Below are 25,701 nucleotides of genomic sequence, written 5' to 3' on the forward strand. Positions count from 1 at the left end.
ACCATGCTGGCAGATATTAAATATTGGGAAAATGATGCCCAGAATAAACATTATGCGATTGCCCACTTTAACGTGTGGAATGCGGAAATGTTAATGGGGGTGATGGATGCGGCGGAAGAGTCTAAATCGCCGGTAATTATTTCATTCGGCACCGGCTTTGTGGGTAATACATCGTTTGAAGATTTTTCGCATATGATGGTTTCGATGGCGAAAAAAGCCTCAGTGCCGGTTATTACCCATTGGGACCACGGGCGCAGTATGGAAATTATCCATAACGCCTGGACTCACGGCATGAATTCACTGATGCGCGATGCCTCCGCTTTTGACTTCGAAGAGAATATTCGCCTGACTAAAGAGGCGGTGGACTTCTTCCATCCGTTGGGTATTCCGGTTGAGGCGGAGCTGGGCCACGTGGGGAATGAAACGGTTTATGAAGAAGCGCTGGCGGGCTATCACTATACCGACCCGAGCCAGGCGGCGGAATTTGTCGAGCGTACCGGCTGCGATTCTCTGGCGGTAGCGATTGGTAACCAGCACGGTGTCTATACTTCTGAGCCGAAACTGAATTTCGACGTGGTCAAACGCGTGCGCGAAGCGGTATCCGTTCCGCTGGTGCTGCACGGCGCGTCCGGCATTAGCGATGCGGATATCAAAAAAGCCATTTCATTAGGTATTTCGAAAATCAATATTCATACCGAACTGTGCCAGGCGGCAATGGCGGCGGTGCAGGAGAACCAGAATCAGCCGTTCCTGCACGTTGAGCGTGAAGTTCGCAAAGCGGTAAAAGAGCGCGCGCTGGAGAAAATCAAACTGTTTGGCTCTGACGGTAAAGCGGAATGACAATATGGATAATATCGAGGTTATTTGTATAGGGGCGGCAATTGTTGATATTCCCTTGCAACCAGTGAGTAAAAATATCTTTGATGTTGACTCTTATCCATTAGAACGAATAGCAATGACCACGGGAGGTGATGCTATTAATGAGGCGACGATTATTTCTCGCCTTGGCCATCGCACGGCGTTAATGAGTCGGATAGGTAATGATGCAGCCGGTTATTTTATTGTCGACCACTGCCATCGGGAGAATATTGATATTAAAAGCCTGAAGCAGGATGCTGATATTGATACTTCCATTAACGTAGGTTTAGTCACCGCTGATGGTGAACGCACCTTTGTGACTAACCGTAACGGCAGTTTATGGAAACTGAATATAAACGATGTTGATTTTGACCGATTCTCGCAGGCAAAGCTGCTGTCGCTGGCGAGTATTTTTAATAGTCCGCTGCTTGATGGCCAGGCGTTAACGGATATTTTCACTCAGGCCAAAGTGCATGGATTAATTATCTGCGCCGACATGATTAAACCACGGCTTAACGAAACGCTGGACGACATCCGTGAAGCGCTGAGCTACGTGGATTATCTGTTTCCCAATTTTGAAGAGGCAAAACTGCTCACCGGGAAAGATACGCTGGATGAGATTGCCGACAGTTTCCTGAACTGTGGTGTGAAAACCGTCGTGATTAAGACCGGCAAAAGAGGCTGCTTTATCAAACGTGTCGATATGAAAATGGTAGTCCCGGCCGTGTCGGGGATTACCGCCATCGACACCATCGGCGCGGGGGATAACTTTGCTTCAGGATTTATCTCCGCGCTGCTTGAAGGTAAGCCGCTTCGCGACTGCGCGCTGTTTGCTAATGCAACGGCGGCAATATCGGTACTGAGCGTGGGTGCGACGACGGGTGTGAAGAACAGAAAGCTGGTTGAACAACTTCTTGACGAATACGAAGGGTAATAGCGGCAGATGAAAATGATTCCTTTAGGCAGTACGGATATTACGCTTTCCCGCATGGGATTAGGTACATGGGCCATTGGCGGCGGTCCGGCATGGAATGGCGATCTCGATTTGCAGATTTGTATTGATACCATTGTTGAGGCGCATCGCTGCGGTATTAATCTGATTGATACCGCGCCAGGATACAACTTTGGCAACAGTGAAGTGATAGTCGGTCAGGCGCTGAAAAAGTTACCGCGCAGCGAGGTAGTGGTTGAAACCAAATGCGGCATCGTCTGGGAGCGAACAGGCAGCCTGTTTAACAAAGTGGGCGATCGCCAGCTGTATAAAAACCTCACGCCTGAGTCGATTCGTGAGGAGGTTGATGCCAGCCTGCAAAGATTGAGTATCGACAGTATTGATATTTATATGACCCACTGGCAGTCGGTTGAACCCTGTTTTACGCCGATTGCGGAAACCGTAGACACGCTGAACACACTGAAAAAAGAGGGAAAAATCCGTTCGATTGGTGCGGCGAACGTCGATGCCGGGCATATAAGGGAGTATCTCAAACACGGTGTGCTGGATATCATCCAGGCCAAGTACAGCATTCTTGACCGGGCGCTGGAAGCTGATCTGCTGCCGCTATGCCAGCAGAATGGCATCATCGTGCAGGTATATTCACCGCTTGAGCAGGGGTTGTTGACTGGTACTATCGCCCGAGATTATGTTCCTGGCGGCGCACGGGCTAACAAGGTTTGGTTTCAGCGGGAAAATATGCTGCGGGTGATTGATATGCTAGAGCAGTGGCAGCCACTGTGTGAAAAATACCGCTGCACAATCCCCGCATTAGCTCTGGCGTGGATTTTAAAGCAAAGCGATTTGATCACCTTACTGAGTGGTGCAACCGCACCTGAACAGGTTCGCGAGAACGTCGAGGCGTTAACCATTCCCCTGACAGATGATGATTCATTATTGATGAGGCGAATGGCGGAAGCGTTGGATATAAATTAAGTCGGATAGAATTGACCTCTGTTTCTGCGTAAAAAAGTATTGAAATCTGTGATTCAGACATGTTCTTTTGAAAATAAACATAGCCTGTGAGATACTAGGGTCTTATTATTACTTTGCAGGAAACAGAGGTGTCATCGTGGCGGCAAAAGACAGGATTCAAGCCATTAAGCAAATGGTGGCTAACGATAAGAAAGTGGCGGTATCTAATTTAAGTTCAATCTTTCAGGTGACTGAGGAAACGATTCGCCGCGATCTTGAAAAACTGGAAGATGAAGGTTTTTTGACCCGAACATATGGCGGTGCAGTGCTCAATACCACCGCGTTGTCCGACAATATTCATTTTTATAAGCGTGCAAAATCTTTCTTCGAAGAAAAGCAGATTATTGCCCGTAATGCATTACCGTTTATTAAAAATAAAACCACAATGGCTGCCGACTCCAGCAGTACCGCGATGGAATTATTAAAGCTGTTGAAGGAAAGAAACGATCTGACGTTGCTTACCAATTCGGCTGAAGCATTTCATGAGTTGGCGCAGTCAGAAATTAACGTGGTTTCTACCGGCGGTGAGTTGAATAAGAATACGCTGTCGCTGCAGGGAAGAATCACCAAGGAGATTATCAGCCGTTATCATGTTGATATCATGGTGATGAGCTGCAAAGGTTTGGATATGCAGAGTGGGGCGCTTGATTCTAATGAAGCGGAAGCGGAAATCAAAAAAACCATGATCCGCCAGGCGACTGAGGTGGCCCTGTTAGTTGATCACTCAAAGTTTGACCGTAAAGCTTTCGTTCAGCTCGTGGACTTTAGCCATATTAATTACCTAATAACCAATAAGGCACCGGGTGCAGAGTGGATTGCATTTTGCAAAGAGAATAATATTCAACTCGTTTATTAGCTATAACGAGGGTTGTGTCGATATTATTTTAAGTTTGCACCTGGTAAATGCCATAAGAATCTAATGATGATGGATGGCGCGGCAAAATTTTTCTGCCGCGATCGCCATACTTTCTATTTAGCTGAATTTGAGGCATCCAGATGGAACAATGTGACCCTATCGGCGCAAGATTAGATCGCTTACCTTTATCTCGATTTCATTTTCGTATTTTTGGAATTATTAGTGTTAGTTTGTTAATCACTGGTTTTCTCAGCTATTCCGGGAATGTGGTATTAGCAAAACTAGTCAGCACAGGCTGGTCAAACAATTATCTCAATGCCGCGTTTACCTCAGCGCTGATGTTCGGTTACTTTATCGGTTCGCTAGCCGGTGGCTTTATTGGTGATTATCTCGGTCGACGCAAAGCGTTCCGCGTCAATTTGTTAATCGTCGGGGTCTCAGCCTGCGCTGCAACGTTTGTGCCCAACATGTACTGGCTTATTTTCTTCCGCTGTCTGATGGGGATTGGAATGGGGGCGCTAATTATGGTGGGCTATGCCTCATTTACAGAATTCATTCCACCCGCGGTTCGTGGGAAATGGTCTGCCCGTCTGTCATTTGTCGGCAACTGGGCACCAATGCTATCTGCGGCAATTGGCGTCGTGATTATTGCACTTTTAAGCTGGCGGGTGATGTTTCTGCTCGGTGGCATGGCAATGCTGTTGGCCTGGTATCTGTCGGGAAAATACTATATTGAATCCCCGCGTTGGCTGGCTGGCAAAGGGCAGAGAAGCGAAGCTGAAAAACATCTTATGCAGGTGGAATCGCAAATTGAGAAAGAAAAAAACATCACTTTACCATCCTGCCGGAACGAATGCTCGTCGGCGGATTTAAGCACGATAAGTGGTTCATTTTGGCTCTTGTTTAAGGGGCCAATGTTGCGCTGTACACTGGTGGCGATCACGGTGCTTATTGCAATGAATATTTCGCTCTATACCATTACGGTATGGATCCCGACGATATTTGTTAATTCGGGAATCGATGTAACGAAATCCATATTTATGACCGCGATAATTATGATTGGCGCGCCGGTTGGGATATTTATTGCCGCGTTAATTATCGATCGCTTTCCTCGGCGATTGTTTGGCTCATTCTTGTTGATTATTATCGCCTTGCTTGGGTATTTCTATTCGCTTCAAACTGAAGAGTGGGCAATTCTGAGCTACGGACTGGTGATGATTTTTTTTCTGTATATGTATGTCTGCTTTGCCTCTGCAGTTTATGTCCCGGAACTATGGCCCACGCATCTTAGATTGAGAGGATCGGGTTTTGTGAATGCGGTGGGGAGGATTGTCGCTGTGTTTACGCCTTATGGCGTCGCTATTTTGTTGACCCGCTATGGCTCGGTTACGGTCTTTATCGTGCTAGGAGCAATGTTGATGCTATGCGCGCTGATTCTTTTTTGTTTTGGCATCGAAACACGCAAAGTATCGCTGGAAGAGATTTCAGCGCTGGCCTGAGATAACGCGCCGACAGGAGTGACCCTGTCGGCATCGCTTACGGCTGGGTTTCCAGCCAGTCGTCCAACGTATACAGCGTTGCGCCCGCAGCAGCCATTTCCATAAAGGCGTTTGCACTGTCCTGGGGTTGAATATTAACGCCACGGCAGCCGTCGGTTATAACGCTGACGGTGTAGCCAAGATCGAGCGCATCCAGAACGGTGAATTTAACGCAATAGTCGGTAGCCAGACCCATGATGATGAGCTCGGCAATGCGGTGTTCGAGTAGCCATGCATTCAGCGCGGTTGCCTGACGACGACCGTTATCAAAAAAAGCACTGTAGCTGTCGACCAGCGGGTTCTCACCTTTAGTGAACGTTTGAGTTATCGCACGCTGGTTCAGCAGCGGATGCAGGGCGGCGCCTTCGCTGTTTTGTACGCAATGATCGGGCCAGAACGTCTGCGCCAGACCATCAAGTTGTCCCTGGCTGTAGGGCTCGACCTGATGCTGGCTGGCAAAACTACCGTGATTCGCCGGGTGCCAGTCCAGACTGGCAACGACCGTGTCGCCGCGTATGGCACACCAGTCAATCAGGCGGTTGGCGATATCGATTGTGCTGTCACCTTGTGGGACCGCGAGGGCACCACCGGCACAAAAGTCGTTTTGTAAATCGACCAACAGTAAGGCTCGGGCCATGGGCATAGACTCCTTTAATCGTCAGGCGTGAGCTCACCACGCAGATTTTGCGTCATTGCTTCACGAATTGTCTGCGTATCCAGTCCCTGACTCAGCAAATAGTGCAGTTTGGTGAGAGTGGCTTCGACGGTCATATCCGCGCCGCCAATCACGCCAGCATGCGCCAGCGCATTCCCTGTCGCGTAGCCCCCCATGTTCACCTTGCCGGACATACACTGCGTAAGGTTCACCACCACAATGCCACGCGAGCTCGCATCTTCAAGTTCTTTCAGGAACTCTTTATTCTGCGGCGCATTGCCCACGCCGTAGGAGCGCAAAATTAATGCTTTTACCGGCTGGCGCAGGAAGTTGCGTACTACATCAGCGGAGATCCCTGGATAAATAGTGACCACGCCAATCGGTTGCGGAGTGATAGGATGGACAATCAACTCACCTGTGCCGTGAGGTGCGGGCGGTGTTCCCAGCCGACGAATGTGGATCCCGGCTTCCAGCAGTGGTGCAAGGTTGGGTGAGGCAAACGCGTCAAAACCATCAGCATGCGCTTTAGTGGTCCGGTTACCGCGAAACAGTCGGTTGTTGAAAAACAGGGTCACTTCATTGATCGGATAATTTGCTGCAACGTACAACGCATTCAGCAAATTGATTTGTCCGTCAGAACGTAGCTCTGCTAATGGGATTTGTGACCCTGTCACAATGACTGGCTTGCCCAGATTCTCCAGCATAAATGAGAGCGCCGAAGCCGTAAACGCCATGGTGTCAGTGCCGTGCAGAATGACAAAACCATCGTAATCGTCGTAGTGCGCTTTAATGTCTTCAGCAATATGCTGCCAGTCTTCTGGCGTCATGTCTGAGGAATCCATCAGCGGGACGTATTCGTGGATGGTGAAGTCTGGCATCTCTGGGCGGTGGAATTCAGGCATCAGTGCCAGCTGACGCTGGAGATGACCGGAAACAGGAATATAACCCTGTTCTGAGCGCTGCATACCAATGGTACCGCCGGTATAGGCAACGTAAATCGATTTCTTTTGCATGGGCGTCACAGGTTAAGTTGTGCATAAACAGGCGCAGTATAAAGTTCCCCCCGAAAAAATACAGTGCAAATGACGCATACCTGCCATCCGATCAATATGTCATTTATGTTCAGTGCCTTGTCCCGTTTGTTCAGTGTGGTTTTGCACCCTCGGCCCTACAGTAGCAGCCTTCTATGGTGTGTGTTGTTGTCGAGTGCAGAAATGATCAGAAAGAGAATTGATAATGCGGCTATTTTGCTGATGGTGGTGATTTGCGGTGTCTGGGGCAGTCAGCAGGTGGCAATTAAAGCGGCTGCTGCTGATATGTCACCTTTTTTGCAGGTCGGTTTGCGTTCCGCAATCGCCGCACTGTTTATTGGAGTGCTGTTTCAGCGACGAGATAATATTTTTGGCCGTCTGCGTGACCGTAATATTGCCAAAATGGGCGCAATCGTTGGATTACTATTTGCGCTTGAATTTGTGCTGGTTTCCGTAGGGATCACGTTAACGACGGCCTCCCATATGGCGCTTTATCTGTATACTGCGCCTTTGTTTTCGGCCATTGGATTACATTTTCTTTTACCTGAAGAGCGACTGAGTCGTCTGCAATGGTGTGGGCTTGCGATCGCCTTTTTGGGCATCGCCATCGCCGTTACGATGGTTCCTCAAAATGGCAACACACAATGGAGCCTGACGGGCGATCTGTGCGGGCTTTTCGCCGGTATGGCGTGGGGGGCGTCCAGTGTGTTGATCCGCTGTAGCCGACTCGCCACTATTCCCTCGTCCTGCACACTGTTTTATCAACTGGCGACTACCGCGCTGATTTTATTGCTTATCGGACTGATGCTGGGAGAAACGACGGTACAACTGACGACTGTGTTGGTGATGAGTCTGACTTTTCAGACGGTGATTGTCGCCTTTTTAAGTTACCTGATCTGGTTTACCCTGCTGCGTTATTATCATGTCGCATCTTTGGGAACCCTGATTTTAATGACGCCAGCGATGGGAATCATTGCCGGGGTACTCTTTCTTGGTGAATCCCTGCAGCCCGCGTTTATCGCAGGCGCTCTCTTGATATTGATTGGATTGCTTTGTGTTTCATTACCCCCCAGCGCGAATTTACGCCGCCTTTCACGTTTATAACGGGAGCCTGAAGTGAAGAAAGACCTGAGAATTTTTCAGCCAGGCGAGTGGGCGGATGGAGACATCATTACGGCTATCGATGCGAGTCAGACAGAGACACCACGCAGACCACAGTTGAATGTCGGCATTCTTCTGTGGCCGGAATTTCCTCTGCTGGCGCTGGCGGGGTTAACCGATGCGTTACGTCATGCAGCGGATATGGGGGATGATAGCCAGAAAATTCGCTGCTCCTGGCGTCTGATGAGCGCTACACCAGACCGACCAGTTCTAAGCAGTTCAGGAATGGCGATGATGCCGGATAGCGCATTCGTTGCACCGGAACAATTTGATTATGTGGTGGTGATTGGCGGCTTGCTGCGCAGTATGGCGAAAGCCGATCGGGCCGCGCGACGTTACCTGCATCTTGCGCATCAGCTCAACATTCCGCTGGTAGGTATCTGCACGGGGAGCTTTGTTCTGGCGCAAGAAGGTTTCCTCAATGGGCTGATGGCGGCGATCCATCCCTGGCATCTGAATGATTTTAAAACGCAATTTCCTCAGCTGGCTGCCCGTAGCGGTGTCGATTTTGTTGAGGAAAAAGGGATTCTGACTTGTCCGGGGGGCATTTCGACGATAGGGCTGGCAACAGAGCTTATTCGCCGCCACTGTGGTCCCGACAGGGCGACAAAAGCCATCTTCCAGATGTCCGTCCCCAACCGCATAGACAGCACGTCAGTGGCGGTCTCCAGAGCGATAGGTTTTACCCACGTGAGCGACAGTCGGTTACGCAAAGCGGTCTTTTTAATTGAGCAAGGACTGGTAAAGCCCATTTCGACCCGCTGGCTGGCCGCTGAAGTCAACCTGAGTCCGCGACAGCTTACCCGGTTGTTTAACGCCGAGTTCGCCCAGTCGCCGGGAGAGTTTATCCGACGTGCGCGTTTGCGTTATGCCCACTGGCTGCTGATGAATTCTGGAGAGAGTGTCACGGAGATTGCGCTGCGTCTGGGATTTAGCGACTGTGCGCACTTTATTCGTTTGTTTAGTCGGGAGTTTGGCTGTACGCCTGGAGATTTTCGCAGTACGCGACATCAGAATGTGTAAAAAAATGCTGCCCCGACTTGGGGCAGCATTGGCAGGTTAGCGAACGTTGGCGCAGGTCAGGCAAAACGCATAGCGGTTTTGCGGATCGTTAAATGCTGCCAGCTTATCGCTCTCCGCTTTAACCGTACTCGCCGCAGAAGCGAGCGGCGCCGGGAGCATCGCCTGGATCGCTTCAGGCAGCATGGCACGAACGGAACCGGACATGCTGTCCATCACCATATCAACGAATGTCGGTTCGTCCTGATAATACTCAATGTGCCATTGCTTCAGTTTGGCCAGCTCAGCCGCTTTCGCCACGGCGTCATCAAAATCACCCAGACTGTCTACCAGACCGTTGGCTTTCGCATCCTGGCCGGTCCAGACGTGGCCCTGCGCGATTTTGTCAATCTGCTCAGGCGTTGTCTTACGCGCATCTGCGACCAGCGTGATAAAGCGCTTATAGCCGTTCTCGATGCTCAGTTGCATCATTTGCTGCACTTCAGGTGGTAACGCTTTGGTGATGGAGATATCCGCCAGTGGGGATGTCGCCACACCGTCGGTGTGTACACCAATGGAATCCAGACTGTTTTCCACAGTGTTGATCACGCCAAAGATCCCGATTGAACCGGTCAGCGTGCTGGGGTTCGCCACAATGTAGCTTGCTGGGGTGGAGATCCAGTACCCGCCGGATGCCGCCATGCCGCCCATGGACACGACAACCGGCTTGCCTGCCGCTTTTGCCGCAGCCAGCTCAGCGCGAATGACTTCGGAAGCGCTGACGCTGCCGCCAGGGCTGTTCACGCGCAGGACAATTGCTTTCACTTTCGGATCAAGACGCGCTTCGCGGATCTGCGCGGCAGTCGTGTCACCGCCCACATTCCCAGGGGTTTCTTCACCGTCCATAATTGCGCCATTCGCGAAGACGACGCCAATGCTGTCCCCAGTATCCGCTGGCGTTTTCAGCGAGTAATCGTAATAGCTGACGGCGCGATAATTTTTATCCGCTTTGCTCCAGCCAAACTGTTTGGTCAGCATTTTTTCGACTTCGGCGCTGGAGGCCAGTGCATCCACCAGTTTGTTGTCGAGCGCATATTTCGCGGTATCACCATCGACTTTTGTCAAACCGTCCAGCATGGCCTGTGCGCCCGGGAACACCTGCTGAGCAGGGATCTGGCGGTTGGCAGCGACCGTGTCGAGATAGTTCTGCCACAGCTCGCCGATCCAGCGGCTGTCGGCCTCGCGCGCGGCAGGAGACATATCATCACGAATGAACGGTTCTACGGCAGACTTATAAGTCCCGACACGGAACACGTGCGTGGAAACTTTCAGCTTGTCGAGCAGGGACTTGTAGTACAAACCGTTGGTGGCAAAGCCGTGCAGATCAACGGAACCCTGCGGAGAGAGATAAATTTTATTGGCGAAACTGGCGAGGTAGTACTGCCCCTGGCTGAAGTTATCGCCCACGGCAAAGACCGGTTTGCCGCTGTCGCGGAATTCCCGCAGCGCTTTACCGATATACTGCATGGAAGGCTGGTCGGCCCCGGCAAAATTTTTCAGATCCATCACAATGCCGGTGATGTTGCGATCATCTTTTGCCTGGCGAATAGTATTCACGATATCGAACAGGGAGTTTTCCTGCAGACGATCGGAGCTGGCGCCAAACAGCTGACGACCAATAACGCTTAAGCGACTGGTGCTCGAAGGCTTATCGACAATCACCCCCGAGATATCCAGCAGCAGTGCGCCTCGCTCAGCGTGTTCACTGGTATTGCTGCTGCTGACCTGCATCCAGATGCCCACGCCCACCAGCACCAAGAAGATGAAGAACAGGTTAAGCACAAATTCACGGACGAAATTCAGTAATCGCCATGTCCATTTAAAAAATCCGGCAATAAATCGCCACAGGGTTCGCATGTATTCTCCCTACCGATTAACAACACGCCATCCCGAAATTCCGGAGAAAGGCGATAAGATGAGGCTATCGTAATGACCCGACAGGCACTTGTCAGCAGGAATCACCGCCTGTGCTGTAACAAAATCCGCTCACGTGTTAATTTTGTGAACAAATCTCATTGTTGGAGTTAAGCAAATGGATGCACTCGAATTACTGATTACCCGTCGTAGCGCCTCTCGTCTCGTCGAGCCGGCCCCGACAGGAGAGCAACTGCAAAACATTCTGCGGGCGGGTATGCGCGCGCCAGACCACAAAACGCTGCAACCGTGGCAATTCTTTGTCATTGAGGGCGAAGGGCGTGAGCGTTTTAGCGCGGTGCTTGAAAAAGGGGCGATTGCCGCAGGCAGTGACGCGAAAGCCCAGGAAAAAGCGCGCAGCGCACCGTTTCGCGCACCGCTGATTATTACCGTGGTGGCGAAATGTGAAGAAAACGACAAGGTTCCTCTGTGGGAACAAGAAATGTCTGCCGGTTGTGCGGTGATGGCTATGCAGATGGCCGCAATTGCCCAGGGCTTTGGCGGTATCTGGCGCAGTGGTGCATTAACCGAAAGTGCGGTCGTGCGCGAAGCATTCGACTGTCGCCCGCAAGATAAAATCGTCGGTTTCCTCTATCTGGGCACACCGCAGCTAAAAGCATCCACGACGATTAACCTTGCCGATCCGAGCGCATTCGTCCGTTATTTCTGATATCAACGGCAAAACTGTCTGGATTCTGAGCAAAGACACCCGAATTCAGACAGTCACTCTTACCACATCAAGGAATGAGCGCTACCATATCCGGATTGCAATGACAGGAGATGTCCATGAGCGAGCAAGCTATTCGTTTAACGCAATACAGCCACGGAGCCGGTTGCGGTTGTAAAATTTCCCCAAAAGTGCTGGAAACCATCCTGCACAGCGAGCAGGCGAAGTTTGTTGATCCGAACTTACTGGTGGGTAATGAAACCCGCGACGACGCGGCCGTATACGATCTTGGAAACGGCACCAGCGTTATCAGCACCACCGATTTCTTTATGCCGATTGTCGATAATCCGTTTGATTTTGGACGCATCGCCGCGACTAACGCCATCAGCGATATTTTCGCCATGGGCGGCAAACCGATTATGGCAATTGCTATTCTGGGCTGGCCGCTGGATAAACTGGCACCGGAAATCGCCCGCGAAGTCACCGAAGGCGGACGCTTTGCCTGCCGTCAGGCGGGTATTGCGCTGGCGGGCGGCCACTCTATCGATGCCCCAGAGCCTATCTTTGGCCTTGCGGTAACCGGCGTTGTGCCGACCGAACGCGTGAAGAAAAACAGTACCGCTGAAGCAGGGTGTAAGTTGTTCCTGACCAAGCCTCTGGGCATTGGTGTGCTGACAACCGCAGAGAAAAAATCCCTGCTGAAGGAAGAACATAAAGGACTGGCGACAGAAGTGATGTGCCGGATGAACATTGCTGGTGCGGCATTCGCCGATATTGACGGCGTGAAAGCCATGACCGATGTTACCGGTTTTGGTCTGCTGGGGCATCTGAGTGAGATGTGTCAGGGCGCAGGCGTTCAGGCGCAGATCGTCTACCAGGATATTCCTAAGCTGCCTGGCGTTGAAGAATACATCGCGCAGGGCGCGGTGCCGGGTGGTACCCAACGTAACTTTGCCAGCTACGGACACCTGATGGGTGAAATGCCGCAATCGGTACGCGATCTGCTGTGCGATCCGCAAACTTCAGGTGGCCTACTGCTGGCGGTAACGCCGGAAGCTGAAGCCGAAGTGAAAGCGGCAGCGGCGCAGTTCGGTATCGATCTCACCGCCATTGGTGAGTTAGTGGAAGCTCGTGGCGGTCGCGCCATGGTTGAGATTCGTTAACTCGATGCGGTTGTTTATTGCCGAAAAACCAAGTCTGGCACGTGCTATCGCCGATGTGCTGCCGAAGCCGCATCGCAAAGGCGATGGTTTTATTGAATGCGGAAATGGACAAGTGGTGACCTGGTGTATTGGTCACCTGCTTGAACAGGCGCAGCCGGATGCCTACGACAGTCGTTACGCTCGCTGGAGTCTGGTCGATCTGCCGATTGTCCCGGAAAAGTGGCAACTGCAACCGCGCCCCTCGGTGACCAAACAGCTCAACGTCATTAAGCGCTTTTTGCATGAAGCTAGCGAAGTTATTCACGCCGGTGACCCCGATCGTGAAGGGCAACTGCTGGTGGATGAAGTGCTGGATTACCTGCAACTGGCACCTGAAAAGCGCCAGAAGGTGCAGCGTTGCCTGATTAACGACCTCAACCCGCAGGCCGTTGAGCGGGCTATTGAGCGGCTGCGCGCCAACAGTGAGTTTATCCCGCTGTGCGTGTCGGCACTGGCGCGAGCGCGTGCGGACTGGTTGTACGGTATCAATATGACGCGCGCTTACACCATTCTTGGACGTAACGCGGGCTATCAGGGCGTACTTTCGGTCGGGCGCGTACAAACGCCGGTGCTCGGGCTGGTTGTGCGTCGCGATGAAGAGATAGAGAACTTCGTCGCCAAAGACTTCTTCGAAGTGAAAGCGCATATCGTAACGCCCGCCGATGAGCGGTTTACCGCTATCTGGCAGCCGAGCGAAGCGTGTGAGCCGTATCAGGATGAAGAAGGGCGCTTGCTGAATCGCACGCTGGCTGAACACGTGGTGAACCGCATTAACGGCCAACCGGCGATAGTCACCAGCTATAACGATAAACGGGAATCAGAATCCGCGCCGTTGCCGTTCTCGCTGTCTGCGTTGCAGATTGAAGCGGCGAAGCGCTTCGGTTTAAGTGCGCAAAACGTTCTGGATATCTGCCAGAAGCTGTATGAAACTCATAAGTTGATTACCTATCCGCGTTCGGATAGCCGTTATCTGCCGGAAGAACACTTTGCCGGACGTCACGCGGTACTGAACGCGATTAGCGTCCATGCGCCGGATCTGCTCCCGCAGCCGGCGGTCAATCCCGATACGCGAAATCGCTGTTGGGACGACAAAAAAGTGGATGCGCACCACGCCATCATTCCTACCGCGCGCAGTTCGTCCATCAATCTGAATGACAACGAAGCGAAAATTTACAACCTGATTGCCCGTCAGTATCTGATGCAATTTTGCGCAGATGCGGTATTCAGGAAGTGCGTTATTGAGCTGGACATCGCCAAAGGCAAGTTTGTCGCTAAAGCCCGTTTTCTGGCGGAAGCCGGATGGCGCACGCTGCTCGGCAACAAAGAGCGCGACGAAGATAATGACGGGACGCCGCTGCCGGTGGTGGCAAAAGATGACGAACTGCTGTGCGAAAAAGGCGAAGTAGTTGAACGTCAGACCCAGCCCCCGCGGCACTTTACTGATGCAACTCTGCTGTCAGCGATGACCGGGATTGCGCGATTCGTGCAGGATAAAGATCTGAAAAAGATCCTGCGCGCAACGGATGGTTTAGGTACGGAAGCGACGCGCGCCGGAATTATCGAGCTGCTGTTTAAGCGCGGGTTCCTGGTGAAAAAAGGACGTTATATCCATTCGACTGACGCGGGAAAAGCGCTGTTCCACTCGCTGCCAGAAATGGCGACGCGCCCGGACATGACCGCGCACTGGGAATCTATCCTGACCCAAATCAGCGAAAAGCAGTGTCGCTATCAGGATTTCATGCAGCCGCTGGTGGGGACGCTGTATCAGCTTATCGATCAGGCGCGCAGCACACCGGTACGACGCTTTCGTGGAATTGCTGCACCTGGCGGTAGTGGTAGCGATAAGAAAAAAAGCGCGCCGCGTAAACGTCCGGCAAAAAAAAGCCCGCCATCTGAAGAGGCGGGTCTGTAAGTTTGTAGGCCTGATAAGCATAGCGCATCAGGCTTAGCCGGATGCGGCACCCGTGCCTAATCCGGCCTGCAGAGACAATATTAAATCACGCCCTGACCCAGCATCGCGTCGGCAACCTTCACGAAGCCCGCGATGTTGGCACCACGTACGTAGTTGGTCTGCTTGCTTTCGCCGCCGTATTCAACGCAGGCATGGTGAATATCCAGCATGATGTGGTGCAGGCGCGCATCCACTTTCTCCGCTTTCCAGCCCAGACGAGCGGCGTTTTGCGCCATTTCCAGACCGGATGTCGCTACGCCACCGGCGTTGGCGGCTTTACCCGGTGCGAACAGTACGCCCGCTTCGAGGAACAGATCGGTGGCCTCGATAGTAGTCGGCATGTTTGCCCCTTCGGCGACAGCTTTCACGCCGTTGGCGATCAGTACGCGCGCTGCATCGACATCCAGTTCATTCTGAGTGGCGCACGGCAGGGCGATATCGACCGGAACTGACCACGGCTGTTTGCCTTCCAGATAGGTCAAGCCAAACTCACGGGCGTAATCCGCCACGCGACCGTCACGGCTGTCTTTGATCGCGCACAGACGCGCCAATTTTTCTTTGGTAAATCCGCTTTCGTCAACTACGGTACCACTGGAATCGGAGGCGGTAACTACTCGCGCGCCAAACTCCATGGCTTTCTCTATGGCGAATTGCGCTACGTTGCCGGAGCCAGAAACCGCCACGCGCATGCCTTCAAAGCCCAGACCATGGCGTTTGAGCATTGCTTCGGTGAAGTACACCAGACCGTAGCCGGTGGCTTCCGGGCGGATCAGGCTGCCGCCAAAAGAGAGACCTTTACCGGTAAAGACGCAGGCGCTGTTGTTGGACAGTTTTTTCATCATCCCGGCCATAAAGCCGACTTCACGACCACCCACGCCGATATCGCCCGCCGGGACGTCGGTATCAGGACCTAAATGGCGGAACAGTTCGGTCATCAGTGCCTGGCAGAAACGCATGATTTCGCCTTCGCTTTTACCTTTCGGATCGAAATCGCTCCCGCCTTTACCACCGCCCATTGGCAGCGTGGTGAGGGCGTTCTTAAAGGTCTGCTCGAAACCCAGGAATTTCAGGATCGACAGGTTCACGGAAGGGTGGAAACGCATACCGCCTTTGTACGGGCCAATGGCAGAGCTAAACTGTACGCGCCACGCGCGGTTGACCTGTACCTGATTGCGATCGTCCAGCCAAACTACGCGGAACTGGATCACGCGCTCCGGTTCAACCAGACGTTCCAGCAACGACATCTGACGATAACGCGGGTTTTGCTCGAGAAAGGGCCACAGCGTCGTCATTACCTCACGAACGGCTTGCGCGAACTCGGTCTGATTCGGATCGCGCTTTTGCACATGGTTAAGAAATGACTCCAGAGAACATGTCTGATCCATAGATATAAGAACCTCTTATGTATTGATATGGTTATATTTTTGATATTTATGTTATGTGTTGTGCAGTTTTTGACTATACCATCAGCAGTGTGACGGGACGCAAGAAAAAATTAACCCCGCTAAGTAAATTAATATCGCGCCGTGGGTCATAACCAAAAGCGATGATGGAAGGGACTAAAGTTTCTGCCGATTTATACCGTTATACTGAGCATAAATGTCAGTTAAAAAGGAAAGACAATGCGCCGTTTAATCATGGCAGGAGCGTTGGTACTGGTGTCCTGCGCGACGCTGGCAAATCAGCTTTATCGCCCGGACGTGCAGGTGAATGTACCGCCGGAAGTGTTCAGTTCCAGCGGTCAGCGGGCGCAGCCCTGTAGCCAGTGCTGTATTTATCAGGATCAAAACTACTCTGAAGGGGCGGTGATTAAAGCCGATGGCGTTCTGTTGCAGTGCCAGCGCGATGATAAAACGATCAGCACGAATCCGCTGGTCTGGCGGCGTGTAAAAGGATAAACGCCTCTAACAACGGGATATCGGCGGGTGCCAGCGGATAACGCAGCGCCTCTTCAGGTGAGCACCAGACGATATCCTGATGTTCAAATGCTCTCAATTCCCCCTGAAAAGACGGTACATGCCAGGCGTGTAGGTGAATCAATCGGCCTGAAACCTCGCGTTGATGGCTGGCAATGTAGCGCCCCACGACCGCCTCAATGCCCAACTCTTCACGCAGTTCACGGATCAGCGCCTCGGGCTGACTTTCGCCCGGCTCAACCTTACCCCCGGCAAACTCCCACATACCTGACTGATCCGCATGCAGCGGACGCTGAGCCAGTAAAATTTTGCCATCACGTTCAATGATAGCGGCGACCACGTCGAGGGTTTTCATCATATTCATCAAGATCTAACAGCAGAAAATGACATACTATCGTTATCTTTGTTTTATCTAAAGTATTCAGGAGCCACCGTTGAACGAACCTCAGTCGTGGGTAAAGCCGTTAACGCGTATCCCTTCCAGTTTAAAACCGCTCGTTGCCACGCAGAAAAAACATTATGGCGATGTGCTGCATCCCACGCGTTGGTGGGGGCGGATGCCGTTTCTGTTCTGGCTGGTGGCGCTCTTTGTCGGGTTTCTGGAGCGTAAAAAGGCGCGCTTAACGCCGGTGATGCGTGCGCTGTTGATGACCCGCGTTTCTCAGGTCTGCCATTGCGCTTTCTGTGTTGATGCGAATAGTTTACGGCTGGCAGAACGCTGTGGCGCGCTGGATAAAGTCATGCAGGTTGCCACCTGGCAAGATTCGACGCTGTTCAGTGCAGAAGAGCGCGTAGCGCTGGCCTATGCCGATGCGGTTACCGCAACGCCTCCACAGGTTGACGATGCGCTGAAAGTGCAGATGAAGCAGCATTTTACCGATGATGCCATTACGGAAATGACCGCGCTGATTGCGTTTCAAAATCTCTCGGCGCGTTTTAATGCCGCTCTCGATATTCCCTCGCAGGGACTGTGCGACAGTTTTAAAGGACGCCCGCATGCTTGACCGCCATCTTCATCCACGATTAAAACCGCTGTTGCATCGGTGCGTAGGTATTATCGATAAACCGGCGATTACCCCGGACGGACTTACACTGGTCGGATTTGCCATTGGCGTGCTGGCGTTGCCATTTCTGGCGTTAGGCTGGTATCTGGCGGCGCTGGTGGCCATTGTGCTCAATCGGTTGTTTGACGGACTGGATGGGGCGCTGGCACGGCGCAGAGGACTATCCGACGCGGGGGGATTTCTCGATATCTCGCTCGATTTTCTGTTTTACGCCCTTGTGCCGTTTGGTTTTATTCTTGCCGCTCCGGCGCAAAATGCGCTGGCAGGCAGTTGGCTGTTGTTCGCGTTTATTGGCACCGGTAGCAGCTTTCTGGCCTTCGCCGCACTGGCAGCGAAACATCAGATTGATAACCCCGGTTACGCGCATAAATCGTTTTATTATCTTGGCGGGCTGACCGAAGGAACTGAGACAATTTTGCTGTTTGTGTTGGGGTGTCTGTTCCCGGACTATTTTGCCGTGCTGGCGTGGGTCTTTGGCGCGCTGTGCTGGATGACAACGTTCACCCGGATCTGGAGCGGATATCTGACGCTGAAAACCGTTCAGCGTCAGGCGTAAGGTAATGCGTTGCCGGATGCGCTTCGCTTATCCGGCCTACAACAATGATATAGGTAGCCTGGGTCAAGCGTTCTCGCCGCATCCGGCAATAATGCCAGTCTTACTTGCTGGCGTCCGGACCCCGTTCACCGCTGGCGACCGGGTTTTTCGGATTGCTGCTCCACTCGTACCAGCCACCATCGTAAACAGAGACGTTTTTCCAGCCCATCGCGCGGGCATACATAAACGTTTCTGAAGCGCGCCAGCCGGTACCGCAATAGAAAGAGACCTGTTGATTCGGCAGGATATTCCATTGCTTCCACATGGCGGCGATGTCATCCGCGCTGCGCATGGTGCCATCCGGGTTATGGAAATCTTCCATATGGGTAGAGTCGCTGCCCGCGTGGCCCCAACGCGCGCCTGCGATCTCGCCTTTTGGCTTAATGTAGCTGTAGCCGCTGGTAGTACCGACAAATTCTGGCCATGAACGAATGCTTACCAAAGACGCATCCTGGCGATGCAGCAGACCGCGAGCCTGTTCCGTATTGAGCATCAGCTGCGGCTGGGCAGGGATTTTTACGCCGAAATCAGGTTCTGGTTTCACCGTTGGCGGAGTACCACGTTCGACCGGTAAACCTGAGTCGGACCAGGTTTGCCAGCCGCCGTCGAGCAGACGAACATCTTTCACGCCTGCGTACAGCATAATTTGCGCCACGCGCGCGGCGGCATAAACATCGCGGCCATATAAAATCACCGTGGTGTCGTGGCGGATACCGTGTTTCGCCAGCATCGCTTTGAGCTGCTCGTCGGAAACTTTATTCCACAGCGGTTCGCTTTCAACTTCATTGGTATCAATGTAGCCCGCGCCGGGGATGTGGCTGAGCAGATACAACTTCGGCGCGCCCCAGGCGGCTTCAATCACTTTCCAGTCACCCGCCGGTTTGGCAGTCACGTCTTTACCCTGCTGAAGATTGTGCAGCCACTGTGGGTAGACCAACTGTTCGAAGTGCGGCAGACGTTGCAGACGCGCAGGATCTGTCAGCGCATCGCTGAGGGTTGAAATCTGGTTAAAGCCAACTTTTTGCAGACGGGATTTAACGGCCTGCATGTCGTTATCACTGCCATACAGCGCCACCGGAGCGTCGGTCTTAAGTTGATGTGACTTAACCCAGGCGCTGAGTTGTTCATCATTCATCTTGTCGAGCCAGGCGGCAGACAGGTTCAGTGCGGAAGGTTCGTGTCCTGAAGGACCATTGAGCGATTGTGGCCAGCCGTTGTAAAAAGCGCTCTGACGGGTATCGATCGCCGCGCCTTGCTTTTGCTGTAACTGGTTGAGGGTGAGCGTCTGTGCTGTTTCAGCAGCCCAGGAAGAAGCGCAAGCGAGCCCTAAAGCCAGTGCCAGCGCGGTCATTTGAGAAACACGTTTCATCGAATAGCCCGACGTTGAAAAAAAGAAGACGACATTCTGTGCCGCCAGTTACGTAAAAACCTTGCGTTAACGCAGCATATCGCCACATTCACGCCCAGTTTTCCATCTGAAATACGCGGCCTGCAGGCGGTACGTCCTGCGCGTCATGTGTCACCTGTACCACCGGGATCCCCAATTTACGCACCTCGGTGAAGACCCATTGGCGAAAGTTATCGCGTAGCGACGCATCCAGCCTGCTAAAGGGTTCATCAAGTAACAGCGCCTGGGGCTGCGCCAGCAGCGCGCGGAGCAGGGCGACCCGCGAACGCTGCCCACCGGAGAGCGAAGCCGGATCGCGTGAATAAAATCCTGCCAGGTCCGCGCGTGCGAGGGCGCTTTCTACCTCATGACGCCTGGCAGGACCTTGCAGTCTGGCGGGTAAGGCCAGCAGTAAATTCTGCCCAACGCTGAAATGGTCAAACAGCAGCGCATCCTGGAACAAAATGCCAATCTGGCGCTGCGCGGTAGGTAACGTATCGATGCGTCGTTCATTAAGCCACAGTTCGCCTGAGGACTGGAACTGGGGAGATAACGCCCCGATCATCCATGAAAACAGCGAAGATTTCCCGCTGCCGGAAGGTCCCATAATTGTGACAATGTCACTTTTGTTAACCTGAAAATTAACGTCTTTCACCAGCGCTTTCGCGCCCTGGTACAACGAAACGCCTCGTACGGTAAGCATTAGCGGAGTCCTTGTCGAAAGCGGCCGATCCACGCGGCGAGAAAGGCTGCAAGTGCGAAAACGAGCAGTGGTAAAAGCAGCTGCCACAACGCTTGTGTTGCCAGAATCGCACTGCTACCGCCGCTGCTTAATGCCACCGCTTCGGTGGTTAACGTGGGATAGCGTCCGGCACCTAGCCACAGCGTTGGCATATACTGGGCGATACTAACCGAGAAGCCAACCGCGAAGGCAATCAATGCCGGGCGCGCCAGCTGCGGGCATTTCACCAGCCAGAATATCCGCCCCCGCGTCCAGCCCAGGGTTTGCGCAATCAAAATTAATCGTGGGTCAATGCGCTGCCACGCCGGTTTAAGCACAAATAGCATCCAGGGCATCACCCACAGCAGGTGGCCCCAGATAATGGTCGTCATCAGTCCATCTTGTTCGGCATATAACGCCAGCAGATATTGTCCGGTTACCAGCGGTAGCGCAGGCAAAATGAGCGGTAGCCAGACCCAGCGGTGTCCGGTTTGTGGACCCCATTCCAGCCAGGCAAAAAGTATCAGAAGCGCCAGCACGCTGGAAAGAAGCCCCAGTTGCAGGCTGTTGCTGAGCGCCTCGCTGTTTAGCGAGGAATAGCTGGCGATAAGCGCCAGTACCAGCGCGCATACCACACCGCTGACGGGCAAAATCTGTACCAGCGGGCGTGCGATTGTCATAGTTGAAAAATGCTGGCGTTCACCGTTTACTGCTGGAATAGTATGTCGCCAGGCACGCCAGAACAGATAACCCACCAGCGCGATAACAAGGAGCAACAGCACCAGCAACAGACTGGCAAGTGCGCCTTTCGCCTGCTGTTCGACGTCGCCCTGACTGAGCCACTGCCAACTCAATACGGCAAGCGTTGGCGGATTGCCGGGGCCAAGAACGATTGCCACATCAACAACGGAGAGTGACCAGGCCACGACTGCCAGCATAGCTTTACCTAATGCCGGGCCGATAGCGGGCAGAACCAGCCAGTTCAGGCATTGCAGTCGGCTGTAACCCAGCGAACCCAGCACGATAACCTGCTGCGAAAGTTGTTTTTCACTTAGCAGGGCCGAGAGGATCCATAACAAAAAGGCGCTCTCTTTCACCGCCAGCGTTACGCCAAGTCCAATGCCGTAGCGGTCCGGCTTTGGGCTGAAGAACGCAAGCCATTGCCAGAGCAGGCCGCCTTCAGCAAAAACCAACAGCACGCTCGTGGCGAAGGCAACGTGCGGAATTGCCAGCAGCCACGGAAGACGCGTATACAGACGTACCCAGCCTGCGCCGGGCCACAAGGCGAGGATCGCCAGCAGCGCGATAATCAGCGCGCCCCCAGCCGCGAGGCCGACGGAAACCAGCGTTGCCAGTAACGCCTGCGGGAGTTGAGGATCGGCAAAGAGCGCCAGCCAGTGTGTGGTACTAAGCGCCGGTGTTATCAGAGACCATGCCGCTGGCGCCAACGGCAGATAAACTGCCGCCATGATGGCCCAGAGTAGCAGAATTAATGCGTACCGTAGCGGCGTAGCCATTCTTGTTCCAGAGCGTTTACCCAGGCTGCATGCGGTTCTGGCAACACGGCAGGGAGCCCCTGTGGGATCCGCGCCAGCAGCGCATCACGCTGTTCGTCAGGCAATTTTTGTGGATCAAGCACCGAAGGATCTCCCCAGATAGCCGGGTCAGCTTTGCGCAGTTGTGCTTCAGGAGAAAGCAGGAAGTTTGCCACGACTTTTGCTCCGGCACTGGCGTGGGCATTCGCCGGAATGGCAACAAAGTGCACGTTGCCGAGCATGCCCTGTGAGAAACCAAAACTGTAGCTGCTTTTAGGCAATTCGCCGCTGGCTACTTTTTGCTGCGCGTGGGCAGGGTTAAAGGTCAATGATAAACGCAGGGTGCCGCTATTGAGCAGTGCATCCATTCGTGCTGGCGTGGGAGGAAAATCTTTGCCTTCACGCCAAAGTACAGGATGCAAGGTATCAAGATACTGCCACAATGGCGCGGTAACTTCGGCGAATGTCGCTGCATCTGGCGCAACTTTCAATGCCTGTGGTTTGGTGGTGAGCGAAATTAGCAACTGCTCAAGAAAAGCCGTTCCGGTAAAGTCTGGCGGGCGTGGATAGGTCACCGTGCCAGGGTGCGCCTGCGCGAATTTAAACAGTGCCTGCGGAGATTGCGGCGGCTGCGCGGTAAGATCGCGCCGGGCAATAAAGGTGAGTTGGGCACCGCCCCACGGTGATTCAGCCCCCTCTGTTGGAACGGAGAAATCTTCGGTCACCGGTTTTTGTGTATCAACATAGCGCCAGTTAGGCAGCGTTTGCGCCCACTGGGTTTGCAGTAGCCCGGCTTCTTTTAGCGTACGGAAGTTTTCGCCGTTAACCCACAGTAAATCGACAGAGCCGCCGGTTTTTCGCCCGGATGCCGCTTCCGTCTGGATGCGTTTTACGGCATCGGCGGCGTCCGCCAGGCGCACGATTTTCAGGTTAATGTCGTAGTGCGTTTTCATCTCGCCGCTAACCCAGTCGAGATACTGGTTAACTGCATTGTCGCCACCCCAGGCGTTGAACCACACCGTTTGACCACGGGCGTCATTTTTGATTTGTTGCCAGCTGGCGTCCTGGGCAAACGTCGCCAGCGGGCAGAGCAACAAACTCAGACACAATAAGCAGTAACGCATAATATCTCCATGGTTAAAAATAGGGGAAGGTCTCAGCTTTTTTTCCGTTGGCGCTCAAGATAAAGGCTTCTCGCTATCGATATCACCACGCTTAGGGCAAACAGGACAAACAGACCCGTCACAAACCAAAATGTGCCGCCGGTTAACAGGCTTCCCGCCCATGAGTAGACGATAGTGGCGGGTAACTGTCCGATGCCGGTGGCGATGAAAAAATGGCGAAAACGAATTGAGGTCAGGCCAGCCGCGTAGCTTACCGGGTCGAACGGCACAAAAGGTAACAGGCGGCAGACCAGAATAGTGTGCTTACCATAGCGCTCGAAAAAAGCGTCCATATTGTTCAGCACCGTTTTTCCGGTCAGCTTTTCTACCGCACCGCGACCTAAAATGCGGGCAATAAAAAAGCACAGCGCCGCACCTGCCATTGCGCTGCTCCAGGATAGTACGCCGCCCCAAAATGCGCCAAACAGCGAGGCATTGGCAAACGTGATCACAAACGCAGGAAGCGGTGCAACGATGGCCTGTAAGATCATCAGGAAGAACGACACCACTGCCGCCTGGGTTCCATAAGAACGAATAAAGTTCTCAAGAGCATGCTGATCGAGAGTGGTAAATGCTGCCAGGCTGCCGTGGAGAAAATCACTCACGCCAGGTATCCATGCCCATGCCATTAGCCCGAGCAGTAGCAGAGCAATCAAACCCGCCCAGTAATAGCGAGTCAGCCGCGCTTTATTCCGTTTTATCATTTACCCGTACACTCATGGTTGGCTGACGGATCGATATGCTTATATCGGGCCCAGGCTTTGGCTGCCTGAACGAGGGTGAATAACGCCAGCCCTGCCACGCTGAGCTTACCGATGAATACCAGGGTAATGCCTTCGCTGGCGAGTTCATGCGACATCAGCGTATAGATAAAGATGCCGGGTAAGGTGGTAAGTGCCGATATTACGGTAAATGACCAGAACGGAATGGCCGTCAGCCCATAGGCGTAATTTTGAATATTATAGGGGAACAGCGGCACGAGCCGGGTCAGGATTAGAAAGTCTACTCCGCTATGGGCAATGCCTTTTTCGATAGCCTGAAACGTTGCCGTGTGCCCAACGTATTTCAGTAGTAGATCCCGTCCAAGCCAGCGAGCCAGCAAAAACGACAGCGCTGAGGCCACGGTTGCTGCCACTAACGAGATAAGCGTCCCAGCCACGGGGCCAAACAGCACACCGCCGACGATCACCAGGATGCTGCCTGGGATCAGACACAGCGCAGCAACAATAAACAGCAGGATATAAAGCGTATAGCCGAACATACCGCTTTGGCGGATGACGTCTTGTAAATGATGGAAATTGGTTATCAGGTCGCTCAGACCATAATGATGGAAAACTCCCGCCAGAACGCAGAACAGGACCGCGACAATCAGCAGCCGGTATTCTGCTTTATGCGAACTTCTTTTTCATGGGGGTTCTCCTGTAAAACCGAGTGCAATGGAGCATTTTCGTCAGCGAAAAGCGCGCGCGAAGATATAATAAATTCCCGGCCGTAACAATGTATTACCGTCACTTTATTGATTTTGCACAGAATAAACAGACTCTCCAGGCCGGGCCCGGAGAGTAAAAAGGCGCAGAAGGTCAGACGCGGAATTTAGCCCATACAGGCGCATGGTCGGACGGTTTTTCCATGCTGCGAATTTCATAGTCGATGCCGGTTTCTTCGCAGCGTTCCGCCAATGGGTTGCTCGCCAGCAGCAGGTCGATACGCAGGCCACGGTTATCGTCAAAGCCTTTTGAGCGATAATCAAACCACGAGAACTGGTCATTCTTTTCAGGATTTGCGTGACGGTAAGTATCCACCAGACCCCAGCCCAGCAGGCGTTCCATCCACTCACGCTCCTCCGGCAGGAAGGAACATTTACCGGTACGCAGCCAGCGTTTACGGTTTTCTTCGCCAATGCCGATATCGAGATCGGTTGGGCTAATATTCATATCGCCCATGATCAATACCGGATTGTCGCGCTTCAGTTCAGTCTCCAGATAGTTTTGCAGGTTCTGATAAAACGCGGCTTTGGCCGGGAATTTGGTTTCATGGTCACGGCTTTCTCCTTGCGGGAAGTAGCCGTTGATCACCGTGATGCTGCCCAGAGGGGACGGAATTTCTGCCATGATGATCCGACGCTGCGCTTCTTCGTCATCGCCCGGGAAGCCACGACGTACCGCAATTGGCGTTTCTTTCGTTAACAACGCCACGCCGTAATGACCTTTCTGGCCGTGATAAAAGACGTTGTAACCGAGCTTTGCTACCTCTTCGAGAGGGAACATATCGTCGTGGACTTTTGTCTCCTGTAAGCCAATAACATCCGGTTGGTGTTTTTCGACAATGGCTGCCAGTTGATGGGGACGGGCACGCAGGCCGTTGATATTAAAAGAGACAAATTTCATAGTCGCTGCCACTTTGCAAGATGAATAGTGCAAGGATGGTAGCAGAATTTCTGCAGGCTGACTGCTTCTTGTCAC

Annotated in this window: 25 protein-coding genes; 13 read left to right on the forward strand and 12 right to left on the reverse strand. The window is 52.9% G+C overall.

Features of this window, described 5'->3' with window-relative positions; all coding sequences use genetic code 11:
• Nucleotides 1-3 precede the first annotated feature (3 nt).
• From OGX86_RS05845 to OGX86_RS05865, 5 genes are all read left to right on the forward strand, one after another.
• Nucleotides 4-840, forward strand: a complete 837-nt coding sequence (locus OGX86_RS05845; protein ID WP_003832486.1) for a ketose-bisphosphate aldolase — start codon at nucleotides 4-6, stop codon at nucleotides 838-840.
• A gap of 4 nt (nucleotides 841-844) precedes the next feature.
• Nucleotides 845-1,792, forward strand: a complete 948-nt coding sequence (locus tag OGX86_RS05850) for a carbohydrate kinase family protein (RefSeq protein ID WP_008784533.1) — start codon at nucleotides 845-847, stop codon at nucleotides 1,790-1,792.
• 9 nt (nucleotides 1,793-1,801) lie between these two features.
• Nucleotides 1,802-2,785: an NADH-dependent methylglyoxal reductase gene (gene ydjG, locus OGX86_RS05855; RefSeq protein WP_195994587.1), complete on the forward strand. Its 984-nt coding sequence runs from the start codon at nucleotides 1,802-1,804 to the stop codon at nucleotides 2,783-2,785.
• Nucleotides 2,786-2,921: 136 nt separating this feature from the next.
• The gene (locus tag OGX86_RS05860; protein WP_032943120.1) at nucleotides 2,922-3,680 is read left to right on the forward strand and encodes a DeoR/GlpR family DNA-binding transcription regulator; all 759 of its coding nucleotides are present in this window, start codon (nucleotides 2,922-2,924) and stop codon (nucleotides 3,678-3,680) included.
• Nucleotides 3,681-3,820: 140 nt separating this feature from the next.
• Nucleotides 3,821-5,179 carry an MFS transporter gene (locus tag OGX86_RS05865; RefSeq protein ID WP_048226795.1) on the forward strand — a complete coding sequence of 453 codons (1,359 nt, stop codon included), beginning with the start codon at nucleotides 3,821-3,823 and terminating at the stop codon, nucleotides 5,177-5,179.
• A 37-nt stretch (nucleotides 5,180-5,216) separates the two neighbouring features.
• Here the strand turns inward: OGX86_RS05865 and pncA are convergent, their stop codons facing one another.
• Together pncA and ansA are read right to left on the reverse strand one after the other, a co-directional pair.
• Complete coding sequence (pncA, locus tag OGX86_RS05870) at nucleotides 5,217-5,855, reverse strand: bifunctional nicotinamidase/pyrazinamidase (protein WP_048214360.1); 639 nt, start codon at nucleotides 5,853-5,855, stop codon at nucleotides 5,217-5,219.
• 14 nt (nucleotides 5,856-5,869) lie between these two features.
• The gene (ansA, locus tag OGX86_RS05875; protein WP_003832492.1) at nucleotides 5,870-6,886 is read right to left on the reverse strand and encodes an asparaginase; all 1,017 of its coding nucleotides are present in this window, start codon (nucleotides 6,884-6,886) and stop codon (nucleotides 5,870-5,872) included.
• A gap of 201 nt (nucleotides 6,887-7,087) precedes the next feature.
• Between ansA and OGX86_RS05880 the strand changes: the two genes are divergently transcribed.
• Both OGX86_RS05880 and OGX86_RS05885 read left to right on the forward strand, forming a co-directional pair.
• Entirely contained in the window at nucleotides 7,088-8,008 is a 921-nt protein-coding gene (locus tag OGX86_RS05880; protein ID WP_286639553.1) for a DMT family transporter, read from the forward strand.
• A 12-nt stretch (nucleotides 8,009-8,020) separates the two neighbouring features.
• Complete coding sequence (locus OGX86_RS05885; protein ID WP_008784538.1) at nucleotides 8,021-9,088, forward strand: GlxA family transcriptional regulator; 1,068 nt, start codon at nucleotides 8,021-8,023, stop codon at nucleotides 9,086-9,088.
• Nucleotides 9,089-9,124: 36 nt separating this feature from the next.
• Here OGX86_RS05885 and sppA read toward each other — a convergent pair whose 3' ends face one another.
• Complete coding sequence (sppA, locus tag OGX86_RS05890; protein ID WP_008784539.1) at nucleotides 9,125-10,981, reverse strand: signal peptide peptidase SppA; 1,857 nt, start codon at nucleotides 10,979-10,981, stop codon at nucleotides 9,125-9,127.
• A 175-nt stretch (nucleotides 10,982-11,156) separates the two neighbouring features.
• Between sppA and OGX86_RS05895 the strand changes: the two genes are divergently transcribed.
• The 3 genes from OGX86_RS05895 to topB all read left to right on the forward strand — a co-directional run bounded on the left by OGX86_RS05895 (nucleotide 11,157) and on the right by topB (nucleotide 14,819).
• Nucleotides 11,157-11,708, forward strand: a complete 552-nt coding sequence (locus tag OGX86_RS05895; RefSeq protein ID WP_048226791.1) for an NAD(P)H nitroreductase — start codon at nucleotides 11,157-11,159, stop codon at nucleotides 11,706-11,708.
• A 116-nt stretch (nucleotides 11,709-11,824) separates the two neighbouring features.
• The gene (selD, locus tag OGX86_RS05900) at nucleotides 11,825-12,868 is read left to right on the forward strand and encodes a selenide, water dikinase SelD (RefSeq protein WP_003832497.1); all 1,044 of its coding nucleotides are present in this window, start codon (nucleotides 11,825-11,827) and stop codon (nucleotides 12,866-12,868) included.
• A 4-nt stretch (nucleotides 12,869-12,872) separates the two neighbouring features.
• Nucleotides 12,873-14,819 carry a DNA topoisomerase III gene (gene topB / locus OGX86_RS05905; protein ID WP_032934436.1) on the forward strand — a complete coding sequence of 649 codons (1,947 nt, stop codon included), beginning with the start codon at nucleotides 12,873-12,875 and terminating at the stop codon, nucleotides 14,817-14,819.
• Nucleotides 14,820-14,899: 80 nt separating this feature from the next.
• Here the strand turns inward: topB and gdhA are convergent, their stop codons facing one another.
• Nucleotides 14,900-16,243, reverse strand: coding sequence for an NADP-specific glutamate dehydrogenase (gdhA, locus tag OGX86_RS05910; protein WP_003832501.1), 1,344 nt, complete (start codon nucleotides 16,241-16,243; stop codon nucleotides 14,900-14,902).
• 252 nt (nucleotides 16,244-16,495) lie between these two features.
• Between gdhA and OGX86_RS05915 the strand changes: the two genes are divergently transcribed.
• Nucleotides 16,496-16,756 carry a YnjH family protein gene (locus OGX86_RS05915; RefSeq protein ID WP_171846094.1) on the forward strand — a complete coding sequence of 87 codons (261 nt, stop codon included), beginning with the start codon at nucleotides 16,496-16,498 and terminating at the stop codon, nucleotides 16,754-16,756.
• On the opposite strand, the gene OGX86_RS05920 is transcribed toward OGX86_RS05915, so the two are convergent.
• Nucleotides 16,716-17,129, reverse strand: a complete 414-nt coding sequence (locus OGX86_RS05920; RefSeq protein WP_103285981.1) for a pyrimidine (deoxy)nucleoside triphosphate diphosphatase — start codon at nucleotides 17,127-17,129, stop codon at nucleotides 16,716-16,718. The genes OGX86_RS05915 and OGX86_RS05920 overlap by 41 nt on opposite strands.
• A gap of 79 nt (nucleotides 17,130-17,208) precedes the next feature.
• Between OGX86_RS05920 and OGX86_RS05925 the strand changes: the two genes are divergently transcribed.
• Both OGX86_RS05925 and OGX86_RS05930 read left to right on the forward strand, forming a co-directional pair.
• The gene (locus OGX86_RS05925) at nucleotides 17,209-17,778 is read left to right on the forward strand and encodes a carboxymuconolactone decarboxylase family protein (RefSeq protein WP_020996450.1); all 570 of its coding nucleotides are present in this window, start codon (nucleotides 17,209-17,211) and stop codon (nucleotides 17,776-17,778) included.
• The gene (locus OGX86_RS05930) at nucleotides 17,771-18,394 is read left to right on the forward strand and encodes a CDP-alcohol phosphatidyltransferase family protein (RefSeq protein WP_008784544.1); all 624 of its coding nucleotides are present in this window, start codon (nucleotides 17,771-17,773) and stop codon (nucleotides 18,392-18,394) included. Before OGX86_RS05925 ends, OGX86_RS05930 begins: the two co-directional genes overlap by 8 nt.
• Before the next feature lie 100 nt (nucleotides 18,395-18,494).
• On the opposite strand, the gene OGX86_RS05935 is transcribed toward OGX86_RS05930, so the two are convergent.
• From OGX86_RS05935 to xthA, 7 genes are all read right to left on the reverse strand, one after another.
• Entirely contained in the window at nucleotides 18,495-19,802 is a 1,308-nt protein-coding gene (locus tag OGX86_RS05935; protein WP_048226783.1) for a sulfurtransferase, read from the reverse strand.
• 88 nt (nucleotides 19,803-19,890) lie between these two features.
• On the reverse strand, nucleotides 19,891-20,523 hold the full coding sequence (locus tag OGX86_RS05940) for an ATP-binding cassette domain-containing protein (protein ID WP_191238590.1): 633 nt from the start codon (nucleotides 20,521-20,523) through the stop codon (nucleotides 19,891-19,893).
• A complete protein-coding gene (locus tag OGX86_RS05945; RefSeq protein ID WP_286639556.1) occupies nucleotides 20,523-22,058 on the reverse strand; it encodes an ABC transporter permease family protein in 1,536 nt (511 codons plus the stop codon). Before OGX86_RS05945 ends, OGX86_RS05940 begins: the two co-directional genes overlap by 1 nt.
• Nucleotides 22,031-23,200, reverse strand: coding sequence for an ABC transporter substrate-binding protein (locus tag OGX86_RS05950; RefSeq protein ID WP_008784548.1), 1,170 nt, complete (start codon nucleotides 23,198-23,200; stop codon nucleotides 22,031-22,033). Before OGX86_RS05950 ends, OGX86_RS05945 begins: the two co-directional genes overlap by 28 nt.
• Nucleotides 23,201-23,232: 32 nt before the next feature.
• Nucleotides 23,233-23,943 carry a TVP38/TMEM64 family protein gene (locus tag OGX86_RS05955; protein ID WP_136391781.1) on the reverse strand — a complete coding sequence of 237 codons (711 nt, stop codon included), beginning with the start codon at nucleotides 23,941-23,943 and terminating at the stop codon, nucleotides 23,233-23,235.
• Nucleotides 23,940-24,596, reverse strand: a complete 657-nt coding sequence (locus OGX86_RS05960) for a TVP38/TMEM64 family protein (protein ID WP_167493796.1) — start codon at nucleotides 24,594-24,596, stop codon at nucleotides 23,940-23,942. Before OGX86_RS05960 ends, OGX86_RS05955 begins: the two co-directional genes overlap by 4 nt.
• A 223-nt stretch (nucleotides 24,597-24,819) precedes the next feature.
• Nucleotides 24,820-25,626, reverse strand: a complete 807-nt coding sequence (xthA, locus tag OGX86_RS05965; RefSeq protein ID WP_003030642.1) for an exodeoxyribonuclease III — start codon at nucleotides 25,624-25,626, stop codon at nucleotides 24,820-24,822.
• Nucleotides 25,627-25,701 lie beyond the last annotated feature (75 nt).

This window comes from Citrobacter sp. Cpo040, from assembly GCF_030332915.1.
Lineage (GTDB): Bacteria > Pseudomonadota > Gammaproteobacteria > Enterobacterales > Enterobacteriaceae > Citrobacter > Citrobacter portucalensis.